Below are 15132 nucleotides of genomic sequence, written 5' to 3'. Positions count from 1 at the left end.
CCCTCCGCTTCGATGACACCGACAGGTCCTCACCGGAAGTCGCGTGCCACCAGCGCTGTGGTGTCCACCGGGAGGGGCGACACGCTCTCCGCGACCACGTTGACCACTCCCTCGGCAGCCTCGACCCGCCCCCGAATCAGCAACGCCGGGGAACTGCGAGCGACCCGCCGATAGCGACTCCAGCAGCCCCTCGAGCACACCACGTTGACCAGCCCGGTCTCGTCCTCGATGCTGATGAAGGTGGTGCCCGCGGCGGTGGCAGGACGTTGACGATGGGTGACCACACCACCCACGAAGACCCTGCTGCCAGGCTCGACCTCGCGCAAGGCAGCAGCGGGCACCACACCCAAACGGTCGAGCTCGGCGCGCACGAATCGGGTGGGATGTCCATCGGGAGCAACCCCTGTCGCCCACAGGTCGGCCGCGGATCGCTCTCGCTCGCTCATACCGGGCAGAGAGGGGGCCTCGGTCCCGGTGACGATGCCAGGAAGGCGGTCGCCACCCGTCTGGGACAGCGCACCGACGCTCCACAGGGCCCGCCGGCGATCGAGTGACTCGCCCGTACGGTCGGTGAAACAGCCGAAGGCCCCCGCAGTGGCGAGTGCTTCGAGGGTGTCGAGCCGCAGTCCCTGGACGCGGCGTTTGAGGTCTTCCATCGAGAGGTACGGACCATCGGCGTCGCGCTCAGCGACCAATCGCTCGGCGAGATCATCGCCGAGGGTGCGTACCGATCCCAACCCCAAGCGCAGCGCGGGTTGCGGGGTGTCCGGCGCGTGCGGATGCAGCTTCGCGACCGGCGACATCATGGTCGAGCTCTCCTGCCATTCGAGGCTGGCCTTTGCTCGCGACGCATTGAGATCTGGGGTGCGCACCTCGACGCCGTGCCGGCGAGCGTCCTGTATCAGCGAGTGCGGAGAGTAGAACCCCATTGGTTGGGCGTTGAGCAGCGCCGCACAGAATGCCGCCGGGTAATAGCGTTTGATCCACGCACTCGCGTAGACGAGATACGCGAAGGACACCGAGTGGCTCTCGGGGAAGCCGAAGTTGGCGAACGCGGCGAGCTTCTCGTAGATCTGGTCAGCGACCTCACCGGTGATACCCCGATCGGCCATCCCTTCGTACAAGCGGGCACGCAGCCGCTCCATGCGCTGGTGGCTTCGCTTGGAGCCCATGGCTTGGCGAAGTTGATCGGCTTCGCCGGGGGTGAAACCAGCGACGTCGATGGCCATCTGCATCAGCTGCTCTTGGAACAGTGGCACACCGAGCGTCTTGGCCAACGACCGCTGGAGCAGCGGATGGGGAAACGTGACCGGCTCGGTGCCGTTGCGCCTTCGGATGTACGGGTGCACCGACCCACCCTGGATAGGTCCGGGCCGGATGAGGGCCACCTCGACCACGAGGTCGTAGAAGGTGCGTGGCTTCAAGCGGGGAAGGGTGGCCATCTGGGCTCGGCTCTCCACCTGGAACACCCCCACCGTGTCCGCATCGCACAACATGTCGTAGACCGCATCGTCTTGAGGGATGTCGGCCAGGTCGATCTCGACGCCATGCGCTTCTCGAACGAGATCCACCGCGTGGTGCAGCGCGGAGAGCATCCCGAGCCCCAGCAGGTCGAACTTCACCAGGCCCACGGCCGCACAATCGTCCTTGTCCCATTGCAGAACGCTGCGGTCGGCCATGCGAGCCCACTCGACCGGGCACACCTCGATGACCGGCCGGTCGCACAACACCATGCCTCCTGAGTGGATGCCGAGATGACGGGGAAAGTCCTGGATCTGTGCAGCGAGCTCGAGCACGGGTGCCGGCACGCCGTGATCGGGGTGCACGTCGATGGCATCGATCGAGCTCCACCGGTCGACCTGCTTCGCCCACGCGTCTTGTTGGCCGGTCGAGAAGCCCAGCGCTCTGGCCATGTCGCGCACCGCCGAGCGGGCCCGGTAGGTGATGACGTTGGCGACCTGGGCAGCATCGTGGCGGCCGTAGCGTTCGTAGACGTACTGGATGACCTCTTCGCGCCGACCGCCCTCGATGTCGATATCGATGTCCGGTGGGCCGTCACGCTCCGGTGAGAGGAAACGCTCGAACAGCAGACCTAGTGACACCGCGTCGGCCTTGGTGATGCCGAGCGCGTAGCACACCGCCGAGTTGGCAGCCGAACCTCGCCCCTGGCAGTAGATATTTCGCTGACGGCAGAACTCGACGAGATCCCAGACGATCAGGAAGTACCCCGGATAGCCGAGCATCTCGATCACCTCGAGCTCGTGATCGATCTGTACCCACGCGCCGGGGACCCGCTCCGCGTGGCGTGGCCCGTACCGTCGCTCGGCCCCCTGCTCGGTGAGCCGGCGCAGATACGCCATCTCATCGAGCCCGTCGGGACAAGGGAACGGCGGCAACCTCGGTGCGATCAGCGACAAGTCGAACGCGCAGGCCAAGCCCAGTTCGGCGGCCCGCTCCACAACCCCCGGGTAGCGAGCGAAGCGACGTGCTTGCTCGGCGCCCGAACGCAGGTGCGCGCTCGCGGACGCGGGCAACCATCCGTCCATCTCGTCGAGTGAGCGGCCGGCTCGCACCGCGGCAAGGGCGGTCGCTACTCGGTGGCGGGAAGGACGGGCATAGTGCACGTTGTTGGTGACCACCAGCTCGACACCGGCGCGGATGGCGATCTCCGTGAGAGCGTCGTTACGAGCCGAGTCGAGTGGGCCGTCGTGGTCCCACAACTCCACCGCGACGTGCTCTCGGCCGAACAGATCGACCAGTCGGTCTAGCTCATGGCTCGCAGCCGTCGGGCCCTCGCGCTCCAGCGCGGCGGGTACCGCACCCTTGCGACACCCGGTGAGCACGATCCAGTGACCCTGGTCGGTGGGGGGCGCTGCCGTGCCGCCGAGGCGGCTCAGCTCGGCGAGCGAAGCGCGCGGCGCACCTTTCTCACCACGTAACTGGGCCTCACTGATCGCCCGGGCCAGCAGGGCATAACCTCGTGGGTCGCGAGCCAGCACGACGACGTGCGACTCGATGAGACCGCGGCGCGCGTGGACCCCGGGGTCAGGCATGCCCACCGGCGCGCTGGCACGGTCGAGTGTGAGTTCGGCCCCGAAGATCGTCGGCAGCTCGAGCGCTCGTGCTGCTTCCGCGAAGCGCACCACGCCGTAGAACCCATCGTGGTCGGTGAGGGCCAACGCCTCGAGTCCCAGCCGAGCGGCCTCCTCCACCAGCTCCTCGGGGTGGGAGGCCCCGTCGAGGAAGCTGAAGTTGGAATGGCAGTGCAACTCGGCATAGGGCACGCTGCCGCGCCGGCGCGCCGGTGACTGCGGCTCGTAGGCCGGTCGTCGGCGTGACCAGGCGGGGCTGTCGGATCCGTCACCGATCAGGCCGGTGTCCGGACGGGATCGTCCTGAGAGTCGGCGTTCGAGCTCCCGCCAGGAGATCTGCGGGTTCCCGAAGGTCATGACCAGCGCGGCGTCGCGCTCATGCCGCACGTGGTGAAGCTGCGCCGACCGCCTGGTGCGGGTCGAAGCCGGCCGGCCAACCGTGTTCGTGGACGAAACGGTGGTGGTAGCCGCACAGCGAGATGAGGTTGGCGAGGAGGGTATGACCTCCGTCTTCCCAGTGGACGATGTGATGGACCTTGATGAAGTGCCGGGCACGGCAACCCGGGTAACGGCAACGGCCGCCGTCGCGTTCGGTCACCAGGCGTCGCAATCGTGGGGTGACGAGGCGGTGGCGGCGGCCCACGTCAGCTGGGCTGCCGTCGGCCCAATGCGTCATCACGCGCAGGTCCGCATCGCAGGTGAACTGGCGTGCCACCGGCTCGGGTAGCACGATGCCGTCGCCGAGACTGGTTTCGCCCATCCGTCGGTGCAGGACCAGCTCCACCCGCCGACCAGCTTCTCCGGACGCGTCCGCGGACGCGTCTGCGACGAGACGGTCGATGAGCCGAGCGAACGCGTCGGCACGCTGGTGACGCAACGGTGTTCCTGCTCCTGACGCGCTGGTTGCACCGGACAGCACCTCGGCATCCACCAGGGTCTCCAGCATCGTCACCTGTTCGGCGGGAAGCTGGGCGATGAGGGTGCGGTTGCCGTTGGGTTCGTCCCGGAACCACAGACCCCGCTCGACCCACTTCCGCTCTCGAGCTCGGTCAGGCTCGTGTTGCCGTTGCCAATCGGCCAGCCGACGAGGTAGCTCGCCCGCTGCGCAGACGTGGGCGAGCGCCACCAGCTCCGCTTCGTTGTCGGCGGTGGCGACCCGGGTGAGCTGGCGCACCTTGGCGTACGACAGCTCGTTGGCGTCGAACTGCTGCTTGGTCACGGGCAGCTCGCGCAACGCTCGCGCCACCCGCACGTGTTCACGGGCGGTGGACAGCTCGATGTCGAGCAGCTCCGCGAGCCAGTGCGCGCACGAGCGTGCTCCGTTGGCGACCCAACCACCAGCAGCATCGAACTCGCCCACCAGCGCCAGCAGCTGAGCCCGTGAGGCCGCCAGTGACGCGGCGATGGCACAGATCTCGGCTTCGAGCGCCACCAGCGTGGGTACATCGGTCCCGGCCATGGCATCCCGCCTCCTCCTCTCGACCACACTATCGAACTGGTGTTCGATACCGTACCCGCGAGGTCGGACAACAACACCTCCCGCACCCACCACCCCGCACCGATCAAGCAGCACGCCAGACAGCTAGCTGTGCGCCCGAAGCAACCGAACGAGCCGTCCGCGGTCGACCAGCCGCGATGCACCCGAGTATCACCACGCACGCATCGTGGCTGCACGCTCGCGTACCATGGGCTTCTCGATTTCAGCTGCCGACGGGGAGGTGCGCTGCCATGTCGCTGCGAACACGGACTGCCGCCGTTCTCGGTGCTGGCGCGCTGATCCTCGCGTCAGGTGCCGGCATCGCTCTGGCCCAGGCCAACGATGGCACCGCGCCGCCGGACACCACCTTCGTCGAACCTGAAGCCACCACGACGACCACCGGCCTGCCCGAGCAGGAGTCGGCCACGACCACGACGACGACCACCACTCAGCTCGAGACAGACGCACCTGTCGAGGCCGGTGATGATGATCCGGGCGAGCGCTCCGGTGAGCCGGGCAATCGGTGGTTCCGAGATTGCCTGGCCGAGCACGGGGTCGCCTGGCCGCCGGGCGTGGGCCACCACAAGCCCGAACGCAAAGGCCCACCGAGCGAGGAACTGCGCCAGCAGATCCGAGCCGCGAAGGAGGCCTGCACCCGAGGCCGGTAGGTGATCGCCGCGACGCAGAGCGGCCGACCGACCACGGCCGACCCGGTCAGCAGCCATCAGTCGTAGAGCGCTTCCACCCACCATCGGCCACCTTCCACAGCGAACAAGCCGGCTCGCCCCGCGGCGATGATCTGCCACCGGGCCCGCCGGCGGTGGGTCTCGGGATCCCACCAGCGTTCGTCAGCAGGCCACGGCCCGGCCCAGGCCTCCACCGGCTGCCATGGTCCCGCACCGATCCGCACCTCATGGGGTTCGGCGGTGGCCAGGCCACGTGCGCTGACCCCCACTGGGTGGCCCGCCGCATCCCGGACCTCTGCGGGGATGGGATCGGCAGGCACTGTGGCTGGTGACGGGGCGGGGATGCGGCCCGGCCACGGCGCACTCACGGCCCTCGGCGGCACCACCGATCGGGGCGCCGCCAGGTCGATACCCGCGGCAGGCGCCAACCCGTAACGTTCCCCCGGCCCTCGACCTCCCCGCCACTCGGGCACGCTGGCCGCTCCGGAACCGAGCAGCCCTTGCACCCGGGCCACTGCCCGAGCCACGCGGTCGGCCGCCGCGGTCTCGCCGCCCCAGAACCCGAGTTGGCGGCCCGTCGCGGCCACCACGCCGTCGGGCACCAGCACCAATCGAGTGATCCCAGCGGTGGGGCGGGTGGCGGCTGACCCGTTGAGCCAACCGTCGAGCTGCCAGCGGACCCGGTCGGCCACCCCTCCGGCACTGAGCGCGCCCTCGTGTCGCCAGCACCGCTCGAGCCGTTCACCGTGGCCGGTCTCGGCGATGATGCGCACCCGGGTGCAGGCCAACCCGAGCGCGCCCAGCCGTGCGTGCAGCTCGTCGGCGAGCGTCTTGGCCACGAAGGCCGCGGTATCGACCCGGTCAGCCGGTGGGTCGAGTTCGTGCACCACCTCCAGATCAGGGGGCGGGGGGGTACTGGCCGGTGGGAGCTCGTCGAGCCCGCGTGCCAGCCGATGGGCGCCGAGCCCCTCTGCCCCGAAGCGCGCCACCACGTCTGCCGCATCCAGAGCCGCGAACTGCCCGAGGGTGTGCAGACCGAGACGCTCGAGGACATCGACCAGCTCGGGTCGTTCGAGGGCGGCGATGGGCAACGGCGCGAGGAAGGCCGCGCTCTCCCCTGGCGGCACGACCGTGACCGGCTCTGCGGTCCGGGCCGCCCATCTGGCGGCGAAGGGATTGTCTGCCACCCCGACCCGCACGTACGCGTCCCAGCCCGGTTCGAGCTGTCGCCGTACGGCGGCGTGCACCTGGTGGACGAGCGATTCGTCGCCACCGAAGTAGCGAGACGGGCCACGAACGGCGAACGCGCAGGTGCCGGGACGGCTCACCTCGAGGCGCGGGGTGAACCGCTCGAGGGCCTGCACGACCGGCTCGAAGCGGCGAGCATCGCGAGCGTCGTCGCGCTCGACCACCTGGACGGCCGGCGATCGGCCTTGCGCCTCCCGGCGACGCTGCCCCCGGCGCACCCCGTCACGGCGCGCCGCCGGCGAGCAGGCCAAGACCCGGTTGGCGTGCAGGACGATGGCCGGGGCAGTGGGAGCCAGGCCGGCAGCGATCACCGGCCAGTCAGGGCACCAGACGACCAGCGTCCGTACCGGCACGGCGGTCAGCCGGCCTCGCTCCGGGCAAGGGACCGCGGAGCGGCCGCAGGAGCCGCGATCGGATGGTCCATGACGGCGATCGCCCCATCCGGCCCGGGGAGCCACAACGTCAGCCGCCGGGGACGGGCCGCACGGCGCCGCCCGCTCGCCTCCACGGTGACCCGGCGAGCACGGAGGTGACCGTGACCCCTCCCGAGCCCCTCCCAGCGCACCGACCCGGAACGGAGACGCAGGTCCGTCTCGAGCGCACCTTCCGGGCCGGTCCCGAGGATCACGAGCACGGAGCCCCGCTCACGCGACCGGGCGATCAACCGGCGGGCCTCGGCGGCACGCACCCGACGCGCAGTCCCCAGCAGGATTACATCGAACCCGTCGACGAGAGCGGCCATCACCGAACCCCACGAGGCTCGTGGCGGCTCCGCCACCAGCACCAACCGCTCCAGCGCCATGCCGGTCTCGGCCGCGGCGGCGAGCCCCAGGGCAGGCAGTCCCACACCGGCCACCCAGGAACCGGCCGCCGAGGGGCCGGCGGCCAGTGACAGGGCGAGCGTCGTGGCCGCCTCACCGCCCACCGAGACGACGGTGCCACGCGGCAACGCACCATCGGGCAGGAGCCCGGCCAACGCCGGCAGCACCGGCAGGGTCTGTTCGCGGGCCAGGACCACCGGACGGACCCGGTCGGCCAGGCTCGCCAACCTCGCGAAGTCGGATCGAGCTGGCCTCGTCATCCTGACATCCGGCGCTGCCACCCCTCGGTGACCCATCTTGCCAGTGTCGAACATGTGTTCGACACTGGCAAGTGTCCCCGCCAGTTCGGGTATGACAGGCCATGCCGGGCCATGACAGGCCCCTCGAGCGCAGACGATGCACGGGGCCGGCCCGAGGGGGCGGCCCGGTGGCCACTAGCGTGGATCCCATGCCTTCCTCCACCCGCCGATGGCTGGTCGTCCTCGCAGCCTGGACGGCGTTCGTGTGGATCAACCGGATCGTCAACGCCTGGGGGAGCACCACCGAGACGGCGGTGGCCAAGGGTGTCTCCATCGTGCTGGCGACCGTGTTCCTGGCCTTCGCCGCTGCGACCGCTCGGATCGCGTGGCGGGCGCGCCGCGAGCCGCTGGACCGGGTGAGCGCTCTCGTTCTGCGGGCCTTCGCCGGGTGGGCGGTGTCGGTCTGGCTGGTCCGGGCACTCGCCATCGTCCTCGCCGACCACTCCGCCGGGTTCAAGGCCGTGCACGTCGCCTTGGCGGTGATCTCGATCGGGCTGTCTCTCCCCGCCTGGGCTGCGGGGAGCCGGAGATGGTCCCTGCAGGTGACCCCGGGGTAGCCTCGCAGCCGCCATGGGACAGCCAGTCACCGTCATCGAGAAGCAGTCGACCCGCCCCGGTGTGGTGCGTTACGAGATCAACCGGGCCATCACCGGCACCGGCCACGAGTACTACCGCTCCATCGACGACGCCCAGGGTGACAAGCCCGCCGACCGGCTGGCCCGGATGCTCTTCGAGCGGGGTGGGGTCACGGCCGTGCACGTCAACGCCAACGTCATCACCGTGCACCTGGCCGACGGCTCACCCCCCAGCGGGATCAAGCCGATGATCGAGGACCTGTTCCTCTACTACCGCGACGGGGTCGTCCCCGAGGTTCCCAGCGGGACCGTGGGCTGACCGGCCGTCGCGGCGTCCGGCTCGCGGTCGGGGCGGTCGAGACGGTCGAGGAGTTCGAACCGGTCGAGGAGGTGTCGGGGATGGCACGGTTCAGGGTCGGTCTGCAACTCCACCCGCAACACACCTCGGTCGACGCTCTGCGGGCCGCATGGCGGGCGGCCGACCAGATGGGGGTGGACTCCTTGTGGGTCTGGGACCACTTCTTCCCCATCTACGGCCCACCCGACGGTGCGCACTTCGAGGGGTGGACCCTCCTGTCGGCGATGGCGGTGGAGACCTCCAACGCCATGGTCGGGGTGATGGTCACCTGCAACAGCTACCGCAACCCCGAACTGCTGGCCGACATGGCCCGCACGGTCGATCACCTGAGTGGTGGGCGGGCCTACCTGGGCATCGGTGCCGGCTGGTTCGAGCGTGACTACCGCGAGTACGGCTACGAGTTCGGCACCGCATCCCGCCGGTTGCACGACCTGCAGACCGGACTGGAGCGGATCAAGGCCCGGATGGCCAAGCTCGACCCGCAGCCGATCGGCCGGCTGCCGATCTTCATCGGCGGCGGGGGCGAGCAGGTCACCCTCCGGCTGGTGGCGGAGTACGCCGACGCCTGGAACGGCTTCGGCCCTCCCGACGTCTACGGGCGCAAGAATCGGGTGCTCGACGACTGGTGCAGCCGTGTGGGTCGCGACCCCGCGGAGATCGAGCGCACGGTAGGGCTCATGGATCCCGGCGAGATCGACCGGGTCGAGGAGTACCTGGAGGCTGGTGCCACCCATCTCATCCTCGGGGTGGGCACTGTCACCGACCGCTTCGATCTCTCGAACCTCGAGCGGCTGCTCGCCCGCTCGCGGGCCTGATCACCGTCGGCCCGCGGGCCGACGGTGATCAGCTCTGAGATCGGAACCTCGACTGTCTACCGACCGGTCGGTAGGCTGTCTGCCATGACGCTCCTGGACGCTCCCCCCACCTCCGCCGGTGAGGCCGGCGACGGCAAGCCCGGTTCCCTCATGCCGGTCATCCGGCAGATCCCCGCCAAGGCCTACGACAACCCCACGTGGAAGGGACTCCACTACTTCGTCCGCGACCTGGTCCTGTACGGGCTGGTGGTGTGGGGCCTGATCGCCCTCGACCACCCGTTGGCCGTCGCCGCCATGTGGGTGCTCTCTGGGGTGGTCATCTCAGGTCTGTTCGTCGTGGCACATGATGCCGCCCACGGCTCGCTGTTCAGGAGCGCCCGGCTGAACTCCTGGATCGGGCACCTGGCCATGCTGCCGAGCTGGCACGTCTACGAGGGTTGGGTGCTGGGGCACAACCGCATCCATCACGCCTACACCGTGCGCGAGGGCTTCGATTTCGTGTGGCACCCGTACACACCGGCGCAGTACGCCGCCATGTCGCGCCTGCAGCGGCTCCGCCACCGGTTCGAGTGGTCGTGGCTCGGTGCGGGCGCGTACTACCTACGCGAGGTGTGGTGGAACAAGATGATCGTCGGCACGCCACCGGCCCGTTGGCGGCGGGTCATCCGCCGTGACCGCCTCATCGTGGCGGCGTTCGTGGTCTCCGCGTCGGTGGCCCTGGGCTGGCTGGGCTGGACGCAGAGCGGCACGGCGCTCGGTGCAGCCTGGATGGTGCTGAAGGTCCTGGTCGTGCCGTTCCTGGTCTTCAGCTACGTCATCGGCTCGTTCGTACACGTCCACCATGTCCAGCCCGGCATCCGCTGGTGGCCCCGGAGGGAGTGGACGAAGTTCAAGGGGCAGGTGGAGGGCACCACCATCCTCCGGGTGCCGAAGGGGGCGAACTTCTTCCTCCACTGGATCATGGTGCACGTGCCCCATCACGTCGACATGCGCATTCCGATGTACCACCTCGAGCTGGCCGCCGACGCCATCAAGGCCGCCTATCCCGACGTCGTGCACGACGAGAAGTTGCGCTTCCGCGACTTCATGGCCAACACCCGCCGATGCAAGCTCTACGACTTCGAGCAGGGGCGGTGGCTGACCTATGCCGAGGCCGCTACGTGGGAGACCGGCGGGGCTCGGGTCCGCTGACGGTGCTATCTTGACCGTACAGTCAAGTTTCTGATCGTCGTACCGGAAGGACCCCACCGATGGCCGACATCCCGACCCTCGACGAGTTCCGTGAGGAGTGCCTTGCGTTCCTCGACGCCAACGCCGAGCTGAAGGAAGAGCAGAAGCAGTTCGTCTGGGGTGAGGGCAGCGACGACGTCGCCCTCTTCGAGGAGGTCGACCGGGAGAAGGAGCGGGCTGCGCTGGCCAAGGCCAAGGAGTGGCGTGCCAAGCGGTACGACGCGGGCCTGGGGTGGATCAGCGGCCCGGCCGAGTACGGCGGTCGGGAGCTGCCACGCTCCTACGAGCAGCTCTACCAATCACTCGAGGCTCGCTACCGGGTGCCCGAACAGGGGTTCTTCGGCATCGGTCTCGGCATGGTGGCCCCCACCATCCTCGCTCACGCCATTCCCGAGGTGAGAGCCGAGTACCTGCCCAAGCTCTACCGGGGTGACATCGTCGGCTGCCAGCTCTTCAGCGAGCCCGGTGCCGGTTCGGATCTCGCCAGCCTGCAGACCAAGGCGGTACGCGACGGCGATGAGTGGGTGATCACCGGCCAGAAGGTGTGGACCTCCGGTGCGCACTACAGCGACATCGGCGAGATCATCTGCCGCACCGACCCGGACCTCCCCAAGCACAAGGGGCTCACCGGGTTCGTGGTCGACATGAAGGCCCCGGGCGTGGAAATCCGCCCGCTGCGGCAGATGACCGGTGGCGCCAACTTCAACGAGGTGTTCTTCACCGAGGTGCGGGTGCCCGACAGCCACCGCCTCGGTGACGTCAACCAAGGCTGGACGGTGGCGCTGACCACGCTGATGAACGAGCGGGCGTCGATCGGTGCCGGTGGCGCCGGTGGCATGGGGATGGCCAGCCTCACCCGGCTGGCCGAGCTCGTCCGCCATTTCGAGGTGGCCGACGATCCGCTGGTCCGCCAGCAGCTCATGGACGTCTACATCCACTTCCAGGTGGCCAAGTACACCAACCAGCGGGCGATGGCGAAGATCAAGGCCGGACAGATGCCCGGTCCCGAGATGTCGATCGCCAAGCTGTCACTCACCAACAACCTGTGGCGGACCGCCAACTTCGTGGCGCACGTGCTCGGCCCGCGGATCCAGGCGAACACCGGTGAGTGGGGAACCTACGCCTGGTCCCAGCTGCTGCTCGGGATCCCCGGCATGAAGGTGGCCGGGGGCACCGACGAGGTGATGAAGAACATCGTCGGTGAGCGGGTGCTCGGCCTGCCGAAGGACCCCGGCATCGACGCCAAGACGCCCTTCAAGGACCTCCTCGTCGGCACCCAGACCGCCGGCTGAGCCTGCCGCGTCAGCGCGATCCGCCGAACAGCGAGAGCTGCGGGTGGTGCACGGTTGGTCTGACCCGCGCCACGCCGGTCCAGGGCAGGGAATCCATGAAGGCCCAGCTCCGACGGTGGATGGAGGTGGGCCCCATCCCGGCGAGCGCCATCCGGTGCCGCGGGCAGGGGTAGCCCTTGTTGGAATCGAAGTCGTACCCCGGGAAGCTGGCCGCCAACGAGCGCATCAGCCGGTCCCGCCACACCTTGGCGACGATGGACGCGGCGGCGATCGAGAGGCAGGTGGCGTCCCCTTTCACGATCCGGTGGGTGTTCGGCCCGCCGACGAAATCCCACTTGCCGTCCAGCAGGATCTGGTCGGGCACCACCCCGAGACGATCGAGCGCCCGGCGCGCCGCTAACCGCTGCGCCGCCGACATGCCCAGCTGGTCGCACTCCTGCTGTGAGGCCACCCCGACCGCCCAGGCCACTGCCCAGCTCGTGATGCGATCGAAGAGCGCTTCGCGCTCGCGCTCGGTCAGCAGCTTGGAGTCGCGGATCTTGTAGACCCGCCGCTCCCGGGGCACCACGACCGCGCCGATCACCAACGGGCCAGCCCAGGCGCCACGACCCACCTCGTCCAGACCGGCCACAAGGTCATGCCCGGCGGCCCACAGCTCCCGCTCCACGGCGAGGCTGGGCGCGTGTCGCTTGAGCGCCTTGCGGAGCGGCGGCGCGGAGCTGGGGGCCACGGCGGGGGACCCTACCCCGGCCCTTGCAGGCAAGGCAGGGCCCGCGGACTCCTGAGTGGGCCTGGTCGGCCGGAGCCCTAGCGATCGAGCCAGGTCATGGTGAGGCGGCTGGAGCCCGACTGGAAGGCCATGGAGGGGATGTCGGCCACCCCTTGCTCGTTCGGCAGGGCGACGTTGCCCAGGTTCCGCACGTCGTTCTCCGCCGCGATCAGCCAGGTCGTTGTGTTCAGCCAGACGTAGGGCACTTGATCGGCCCAGATCCGCTGGACGATGGCGTACTGCTCCTTGCGGACCTCGGGGTCGTTGGACGCCCGAGCCTTGTCCAGCGCCTCGCTCAGCTCACGGTTCTTGAACCGGGCGATGTTGAGCGAGATCGGATCGGTGACGTTGGACTCGTGCCACCACAGGTAGTCCCCGTCGGGATCCGGCGATCCGAACTGGCGCCAGAGGTTCGCCTGGTAGTTCCCGGTGACCGCGTCGCTGATGTACTTGCCCTGCTCGACGGCTTGCACCGAGACCTGCATGCCGACCGCCTCGCAGAACCCGGCGAGCAGAGTGGCCGCCTGCTGGTTCACCGGCACCGGGGTCGTGCCGATTGTGAAGCTCAGCTTCTGGCCTGTCTGTGCTTCATACTCCGCCACGAACTGGCGTGCCCGCTCCGGGTCGTAGGTCGGGAAGCCGGAGTCGACGTGATACGGCGAGTTCTTCCCGAACGCGCTGTCGGCGGCCAGGCTGGGCGGGATCTGGAAGGTGCTCAGGTACGTGTCGTAGTTGACCGCGTACGCCACGGCGCGCCTCGCCAGCACGTTGTCGAACGGGGGCTTGCTGGTGTTGAACATGATGAACGTCTCTTCGTTCTCACCCCGGTCCTCCACCGCTTGGATCTGACCGGCCTCCGCTTGGAGCTTCAGGTCCGCGATGGTCAACGGATCGGTGGTGTGGATCATGCTCACGTCCCCGGTCTGGAGGGCGCTCACCCTGGTCTGCACGTCGGGGATCGGCCGGAACTCCACCTCGCTCAGATAGGGCAATTGCCGGCCCTCGCTGTCGCGCATCCAGTAGTTCTCGTTGCGGGAGGCCACGAACCGGTTGTCGGGGATCCACTGCTTGAACACGAACGGGCCGGTGCCGATCGGCTGCCGGGACTTGGCCTCGCCGGTCGCGTTGAGCTGCTCCGGCGCCGGCACCACCCCGGCCTGCCCCACCAGCACCGCCGGGAACGACGCCCACGGGTTTCGCATGGTGACCACCACGGACATGGGGTCACCGGAGGGGACCTCGACGTTCGTCACGTTGCGCAGCGCTCCACCGGCGAGAACGGACTCTCGGATCGCGTTGAGCGCCCCCGCGACCGCGGCTCCGTTGAGCGGCGTGCCGTTGTGGAACGTGATGTTCGGGCGAACCTTGATGGTCCAGCGCGTGAAGTCGTCGTTCGGGGTGAACGACTCGGCCAGGTAGGGCCGCAGGTTGCCGTCCGCGTCGTAGGCCGCCAGTGGATCGAAGATGGCGAAGGCGATCAGGTTGCCCGAGATCGCCCACCGGTCGGTGGTGGGATCGAACCCGGACGTCTCGGCCTCGATGCCGTACACCAGCTTGCCGCCGGTCCGCACGTCGCCGGCCGGCGCCACGGTCACGTCCGGTGCCAACGTGTTCGAGGTCGCACCAGTCTGATCGTTGCCGCCGCCACCTCCACACGCCGCCGCGAGGACCGCCATCGCGAGCAGCACCGCCACGGCGAAGCTCCGTGCCCGGCCGTGCAGATCATGCGCCGTGGTCATCCCTCCACCCCCTGGTTGGCTTGCCCCGTGGTGCGTAGTGTACGCGACGACCGCCCGCGACCTGGCGCAACCGGCGTCCGAGCCTGCCGCCGCAGGTTCCGGACGAGATGGTGGACGTGATCGGACCCGAGCGGGAGAATGAGGCCGGCCGTGGAACCCGTCGATCACGTTCGCAGCGAGCAGCTGGAGGGCACGGCAGAGCCGTTGATGCCCGGGGCGCGGGTCGAGGTGCGCAACCGTCTCGATGGTCGCTGGGCTCGGGGGTTCGAGGTGATCGGGCACAGTCCGGGCGGGTATCGGTTGCGGCGGCTCTCCGACGGGATGGAACTGCCCCTGCCGTTCGCGGAGGCCGACGTGCGCCGCGAGCGGCGGCGAGGCATGTGGTGGTACTGAGCAGCTGGTAGGCCGTGGCGCCCTAGTGCGGCGGGGCTTCGCCCACCCCTTCGCCCAGCAGGGCGATGAACTCGTCGACCGGGATGGCGGTCAGGGTGCGGGTCTTGAGGGTGCCCCGAGCGGCGAGCGTGGTGGCGATGCGAGCCATGACGCCCTCGTTGGGCGCCTCGATGATCGTGATGAAGTCCCACTGGCCCAACAACGCGTACTGGTCCTTGACCTTCGCCCCCATCGCCTCGACCTCGGCATTGACCTCCTTGATGCGGCGCGGGTTGGTGCGCAAGGTGGCGGAGCCGTCGGGACCGAGGACGGAGAGCATCACGAACGTCGGCATCGTC

14 protein-coding genes are annotated in these 15132 nt (G+C 69.1%); 7 read left to right on the top strand and 7 right to left on the bottom strand.

Annotated features, from left to right (window positions below; all coding sequences use genetic code 11):
• Positions 1-29: 29 nt before the first annotated feature.
• Both HZF19_RS08920 and HZF19_RS08915 read right to left on the bottom strand, forming a co-directional pair.
• Positions 30-3449 carry an error-prone DNA polymerase gene (locus tag HZF19_RS08920; RefSeq protein WP_208028504.1) on the bottom strand — a complete coding sequence of 1140 codons (3420 nt, stop codon included), beginning with the start codon at positions 3447-3449 and terminating at the stop codon, positions 30-32.
• Between the two features lie 19 nt (positions 3450-3468).
• Positions 3469-4551: an HNH endonuclease gene (locus tag HZF19_RS08915; RefSeq protein WP_208028418.1), complete on the bottom strand. Its 1083-nt coding sequence runs from the start codon at positions 4549-4551 to the stop codon at positions 3469-3471.
• Between the two features lie 269 nt (positions 4552-4820).
• Between HZF19_RS08915 and HZF19_RS08910 the strand changes: the two genes are divergently transcribed.
• Entirely contained in the window at positions 4821-5237 is a 417-nt protein-coding gene (locus HZF19_RS08910; protein WP_208028417.1) for a hypothetical protein, read from the top strand.
• 56 nt (positions 5238-5293) lie between these two features.
• Here the strand turns inward: HZF19_RS08910 and HZF19_RS08905 are convergent, their stop codons facing one another.
• A complete protein-coding gene (locus tag HZF19_RS08905) occupies positions 5294-6865 on the bottom strand; it encodes a DNA polymerase Y family protein (RefSeq protein WP_443706298.1) in 1572 nt (523 codons plus the stop codon).
• On the bottom strand, positions 6862-7584 hold the full coding sequence (imuA', locus tag HZF19_RS08900; RefSeq protein WP_208028415.1) for a DnaE2-dependent mutagenesis accessory factor ImuA': 723 nt from the start codon (positions 7582-7584) through the stop codon (positions 6862-6864). Before imuA' ends, HZF19_RS08905 begins: the two co-directional genes overlap by 4 nt.
• A 188-nt stretch (positions 7585-7772) precedes the next feature.
• Here imuA' and HZF19_RS08895 point away from each other — a divergent pair, with 188 nt between their 5' ends.
• The 5 genes from HZF19_RS08895 to HZF19_RS08875 all read left to right on the top strand — a co-directional run bounded on the left by HZF19_RS08895 (position 7773) and on the right by HZF19_RS08875 (position 11893).
• On the top strand, positions 7773-8180 hold the full coding sequence (locus HZF19_RS08895) for a hypothetical protein (RefSeq protein ID WP_208028414.1): 408 nt from the start codon (positions 7773-7775) through the stop codon (positions 8178-8180).
• A gap of 13 nt (positions 8181-8193) precedes the next feature.
• The gene (locus tag HZF19_RS08890) at positions 8194-8517 is read left to right on the top strand and encodes a NifU N-terminal domain-containing protein (protein ID WP_208028413.1); all 324 of its coding nucleotides are present in this window, start codon (positions 8194-8196) and stop codon (positions 8515-8517) included.
• 80 nt (positions 8518-8597) lie between these two features.
• Complete coding sequence (locus HZF19_RS08885; protein WP_208028412.1) at positions 8598-9371, top strand: LLM class F420-dependent oxidoreductase; 774 nt, start codon at positions 8598-8600, stop codon at positions 9369-9371.
• An 84-nt stretch (positions 9372-9455) separates the two neighbouring features.
• Positions 9456-10562, top strand: coding sequence for a fatty acid desaturase (locus HZF19_RS08880; protein WP_208028411.1), 1107 nt, complete (start codon positions 9456-9458; stop codon positions 10560-10562).
• Positions 10563-10621: 59 nt separating this feature from the next.
• A complete protein-coding gene (locus HZF19_RS08875) occupies positions 10622-11893 on the top strand; it encodes an acyl-CoA dehydrogenase family protein (RefSeq protein WP_208028410.1) in 1272 nt (423 codons plus the stop codon).
• Positions 11894-11903: 10 nt separating this feature from the next.
• Here the strand turns inward: HZF19_RS08875 and rnhB are convergent, their stop codons facing one another.
• Both rnhB and HZF19_RS08865 read right to left on the bottom strand, forming a co-directional pair.
• Complete coding sequence (gene rnhB / locus HZF19_RS08870; protein ID WP_208028409.1) at positions 11904-12623, bottom strand: ribonuclease HII; 720 nt, start codon at positions 12621-12623, stop codon at positions 11904-11906.
• Between the two features lie 77 nt (positions 12624-12700).
• The gene (locus HZF19_RS08865) at positions 12701-14401 is read right to left on the bottom strand and encodes an ABC transporter substrate-binding protein (RefSeq protein WP_208028408.1); all 1701 of its coding nucleotides are present in this window, start codon (positions 14399-14401) and stop codon (positions 12701-12703) included.
• Between the two features lie 150 nt (positions 14402-14551).
• Between HZF19_RS08865 and HZF19_RS08860 the strand changes: the two genes are divergently transcribed.
• A complete protein-coding gene (locus HZF19_RS08860; protein ID WP_208028407.1) occupies positions 14552-14794 on the top strand; it encodes a hypothetical protein in 243 nt (80 codons plus the stop codon).
• Between the two features lie 22 nt (positions 14795-14816).
• Here HZF19_RS08860 and HZF19_RS08855 read toward each other — a convergent pair whose 3' ends face one another.
• Positions 14817-15128, bottom strand: coding sequence for a GYD domain-containing protein (locus HZF19_RS08855; RefSeq protein ID WP_208028406.1), 312 nt, complete (start codon positions 15126-15128; stop codon positions 14817-14819).
• Between the last annotated feature and the right edge of the window lie 4 nt (positions 15129-15132).

The organism is Rhabdothermincola sediminis, assembly GCF_014805525.1.
Classification (GTDB): domain Bacteria; phylum Actinomycetota; class Acidimicrobiia; order Acidimicrobiales; family Acidimicrobilacustridaceae; genus Rhabdothermincola; species Rhabdothermincola sediminis.
The sequence above is the reverse complement of the archived record's forward strand: the minus strand, read 5'-3'. Positions and strand labels throughout refer to the sequence as shown.

What these genes read in the sequence shown, in the direction of transcription:
- HZF19_RS08920 (WP_208028504.1), bottom strand. Translation starts at nt 3,449, where the DNA reads ATGACCTTCGGGAACCCGCAGATCTCCTGGCGGGAGCTCGAACGCCGA.
- HZF19_RS08915 (WP_208028418.1), bottom strand. Translation starts at nt 4,551, where the DNA reads ATGGCCGGGACCGATGTACCCACGCTGGTGGCGCTCGAAGCCGAGATC.
- HZF19_RS08910 (WP_208028417.1), top strand. Translation starts at nt 4,821, where the DNA reads ATGTCGCTGCGAACACGGACTGCCGCCGTTCTCGGTGCTGGCGCGCTG.
- imuA' (WP_208028415.1), bottom strand. Translation starts at nt 7,584, where the DNA reads ATGACGAGGCCAGCTCGATCCGACTTCGCGAGGTTGGCGAGCCTGGCC.
- HZF19_RS08895 (WP_208028414.1), top strand. Translation starts at nt 7,773, where the DNA reads ATGCCTTCCTCCACCCGCCGATGGCTGGTCGTCCTCGCAGCCTGGACG.
- HZF19_RS08890 (WP_208028413.1), top strand. Translation starts at nt 8,194, where the DNA reads ATGGGACAGCCAGTCACCGTCATCGAGAAGCAGTCGACCCGCCCCGGT.
- HZF19_RS08885 (WP_208028412.1), top strand. Translation starts at nt 8,598, where the DNA reads ATGGCACGGTTCAGGGTCGGTCTGCAACTCCACCCGCAACACACCTCG.
- HZF19_RS08880 (WP_208028411.1), top strand. Translation starts at nt 9,456, where the DNA reads ATGACGCTCCTGGACGCTCCCCCCACCTCCGCCGGTGAGGCCGGCGAC.
- HZF19_RS08875 (WP_208028410.1), top strand. Translation starts at nt 10,622, where the DNA reads ATGGCCGACATCCCGACCCTCGACGAGTTCCGTGAGGAGTGCCTTGCG.
- HZF19_RS08865 (WP_208028408.1), bottom strand. Translation starts at nt 14,401, where the DNA reads ATGACCACGGCGCATGATCTGCACGGCCGGGCACGGAGCTTCGCCGTG.
- HZF19_RS08855 (WP_208028406.1), bottom strand. Translation starts at nt 15,128, where the DNA reads ATGCCGACGTTCGTGATGCTCTCCGTCCTCGGTCCCGACGGCTCCGCC.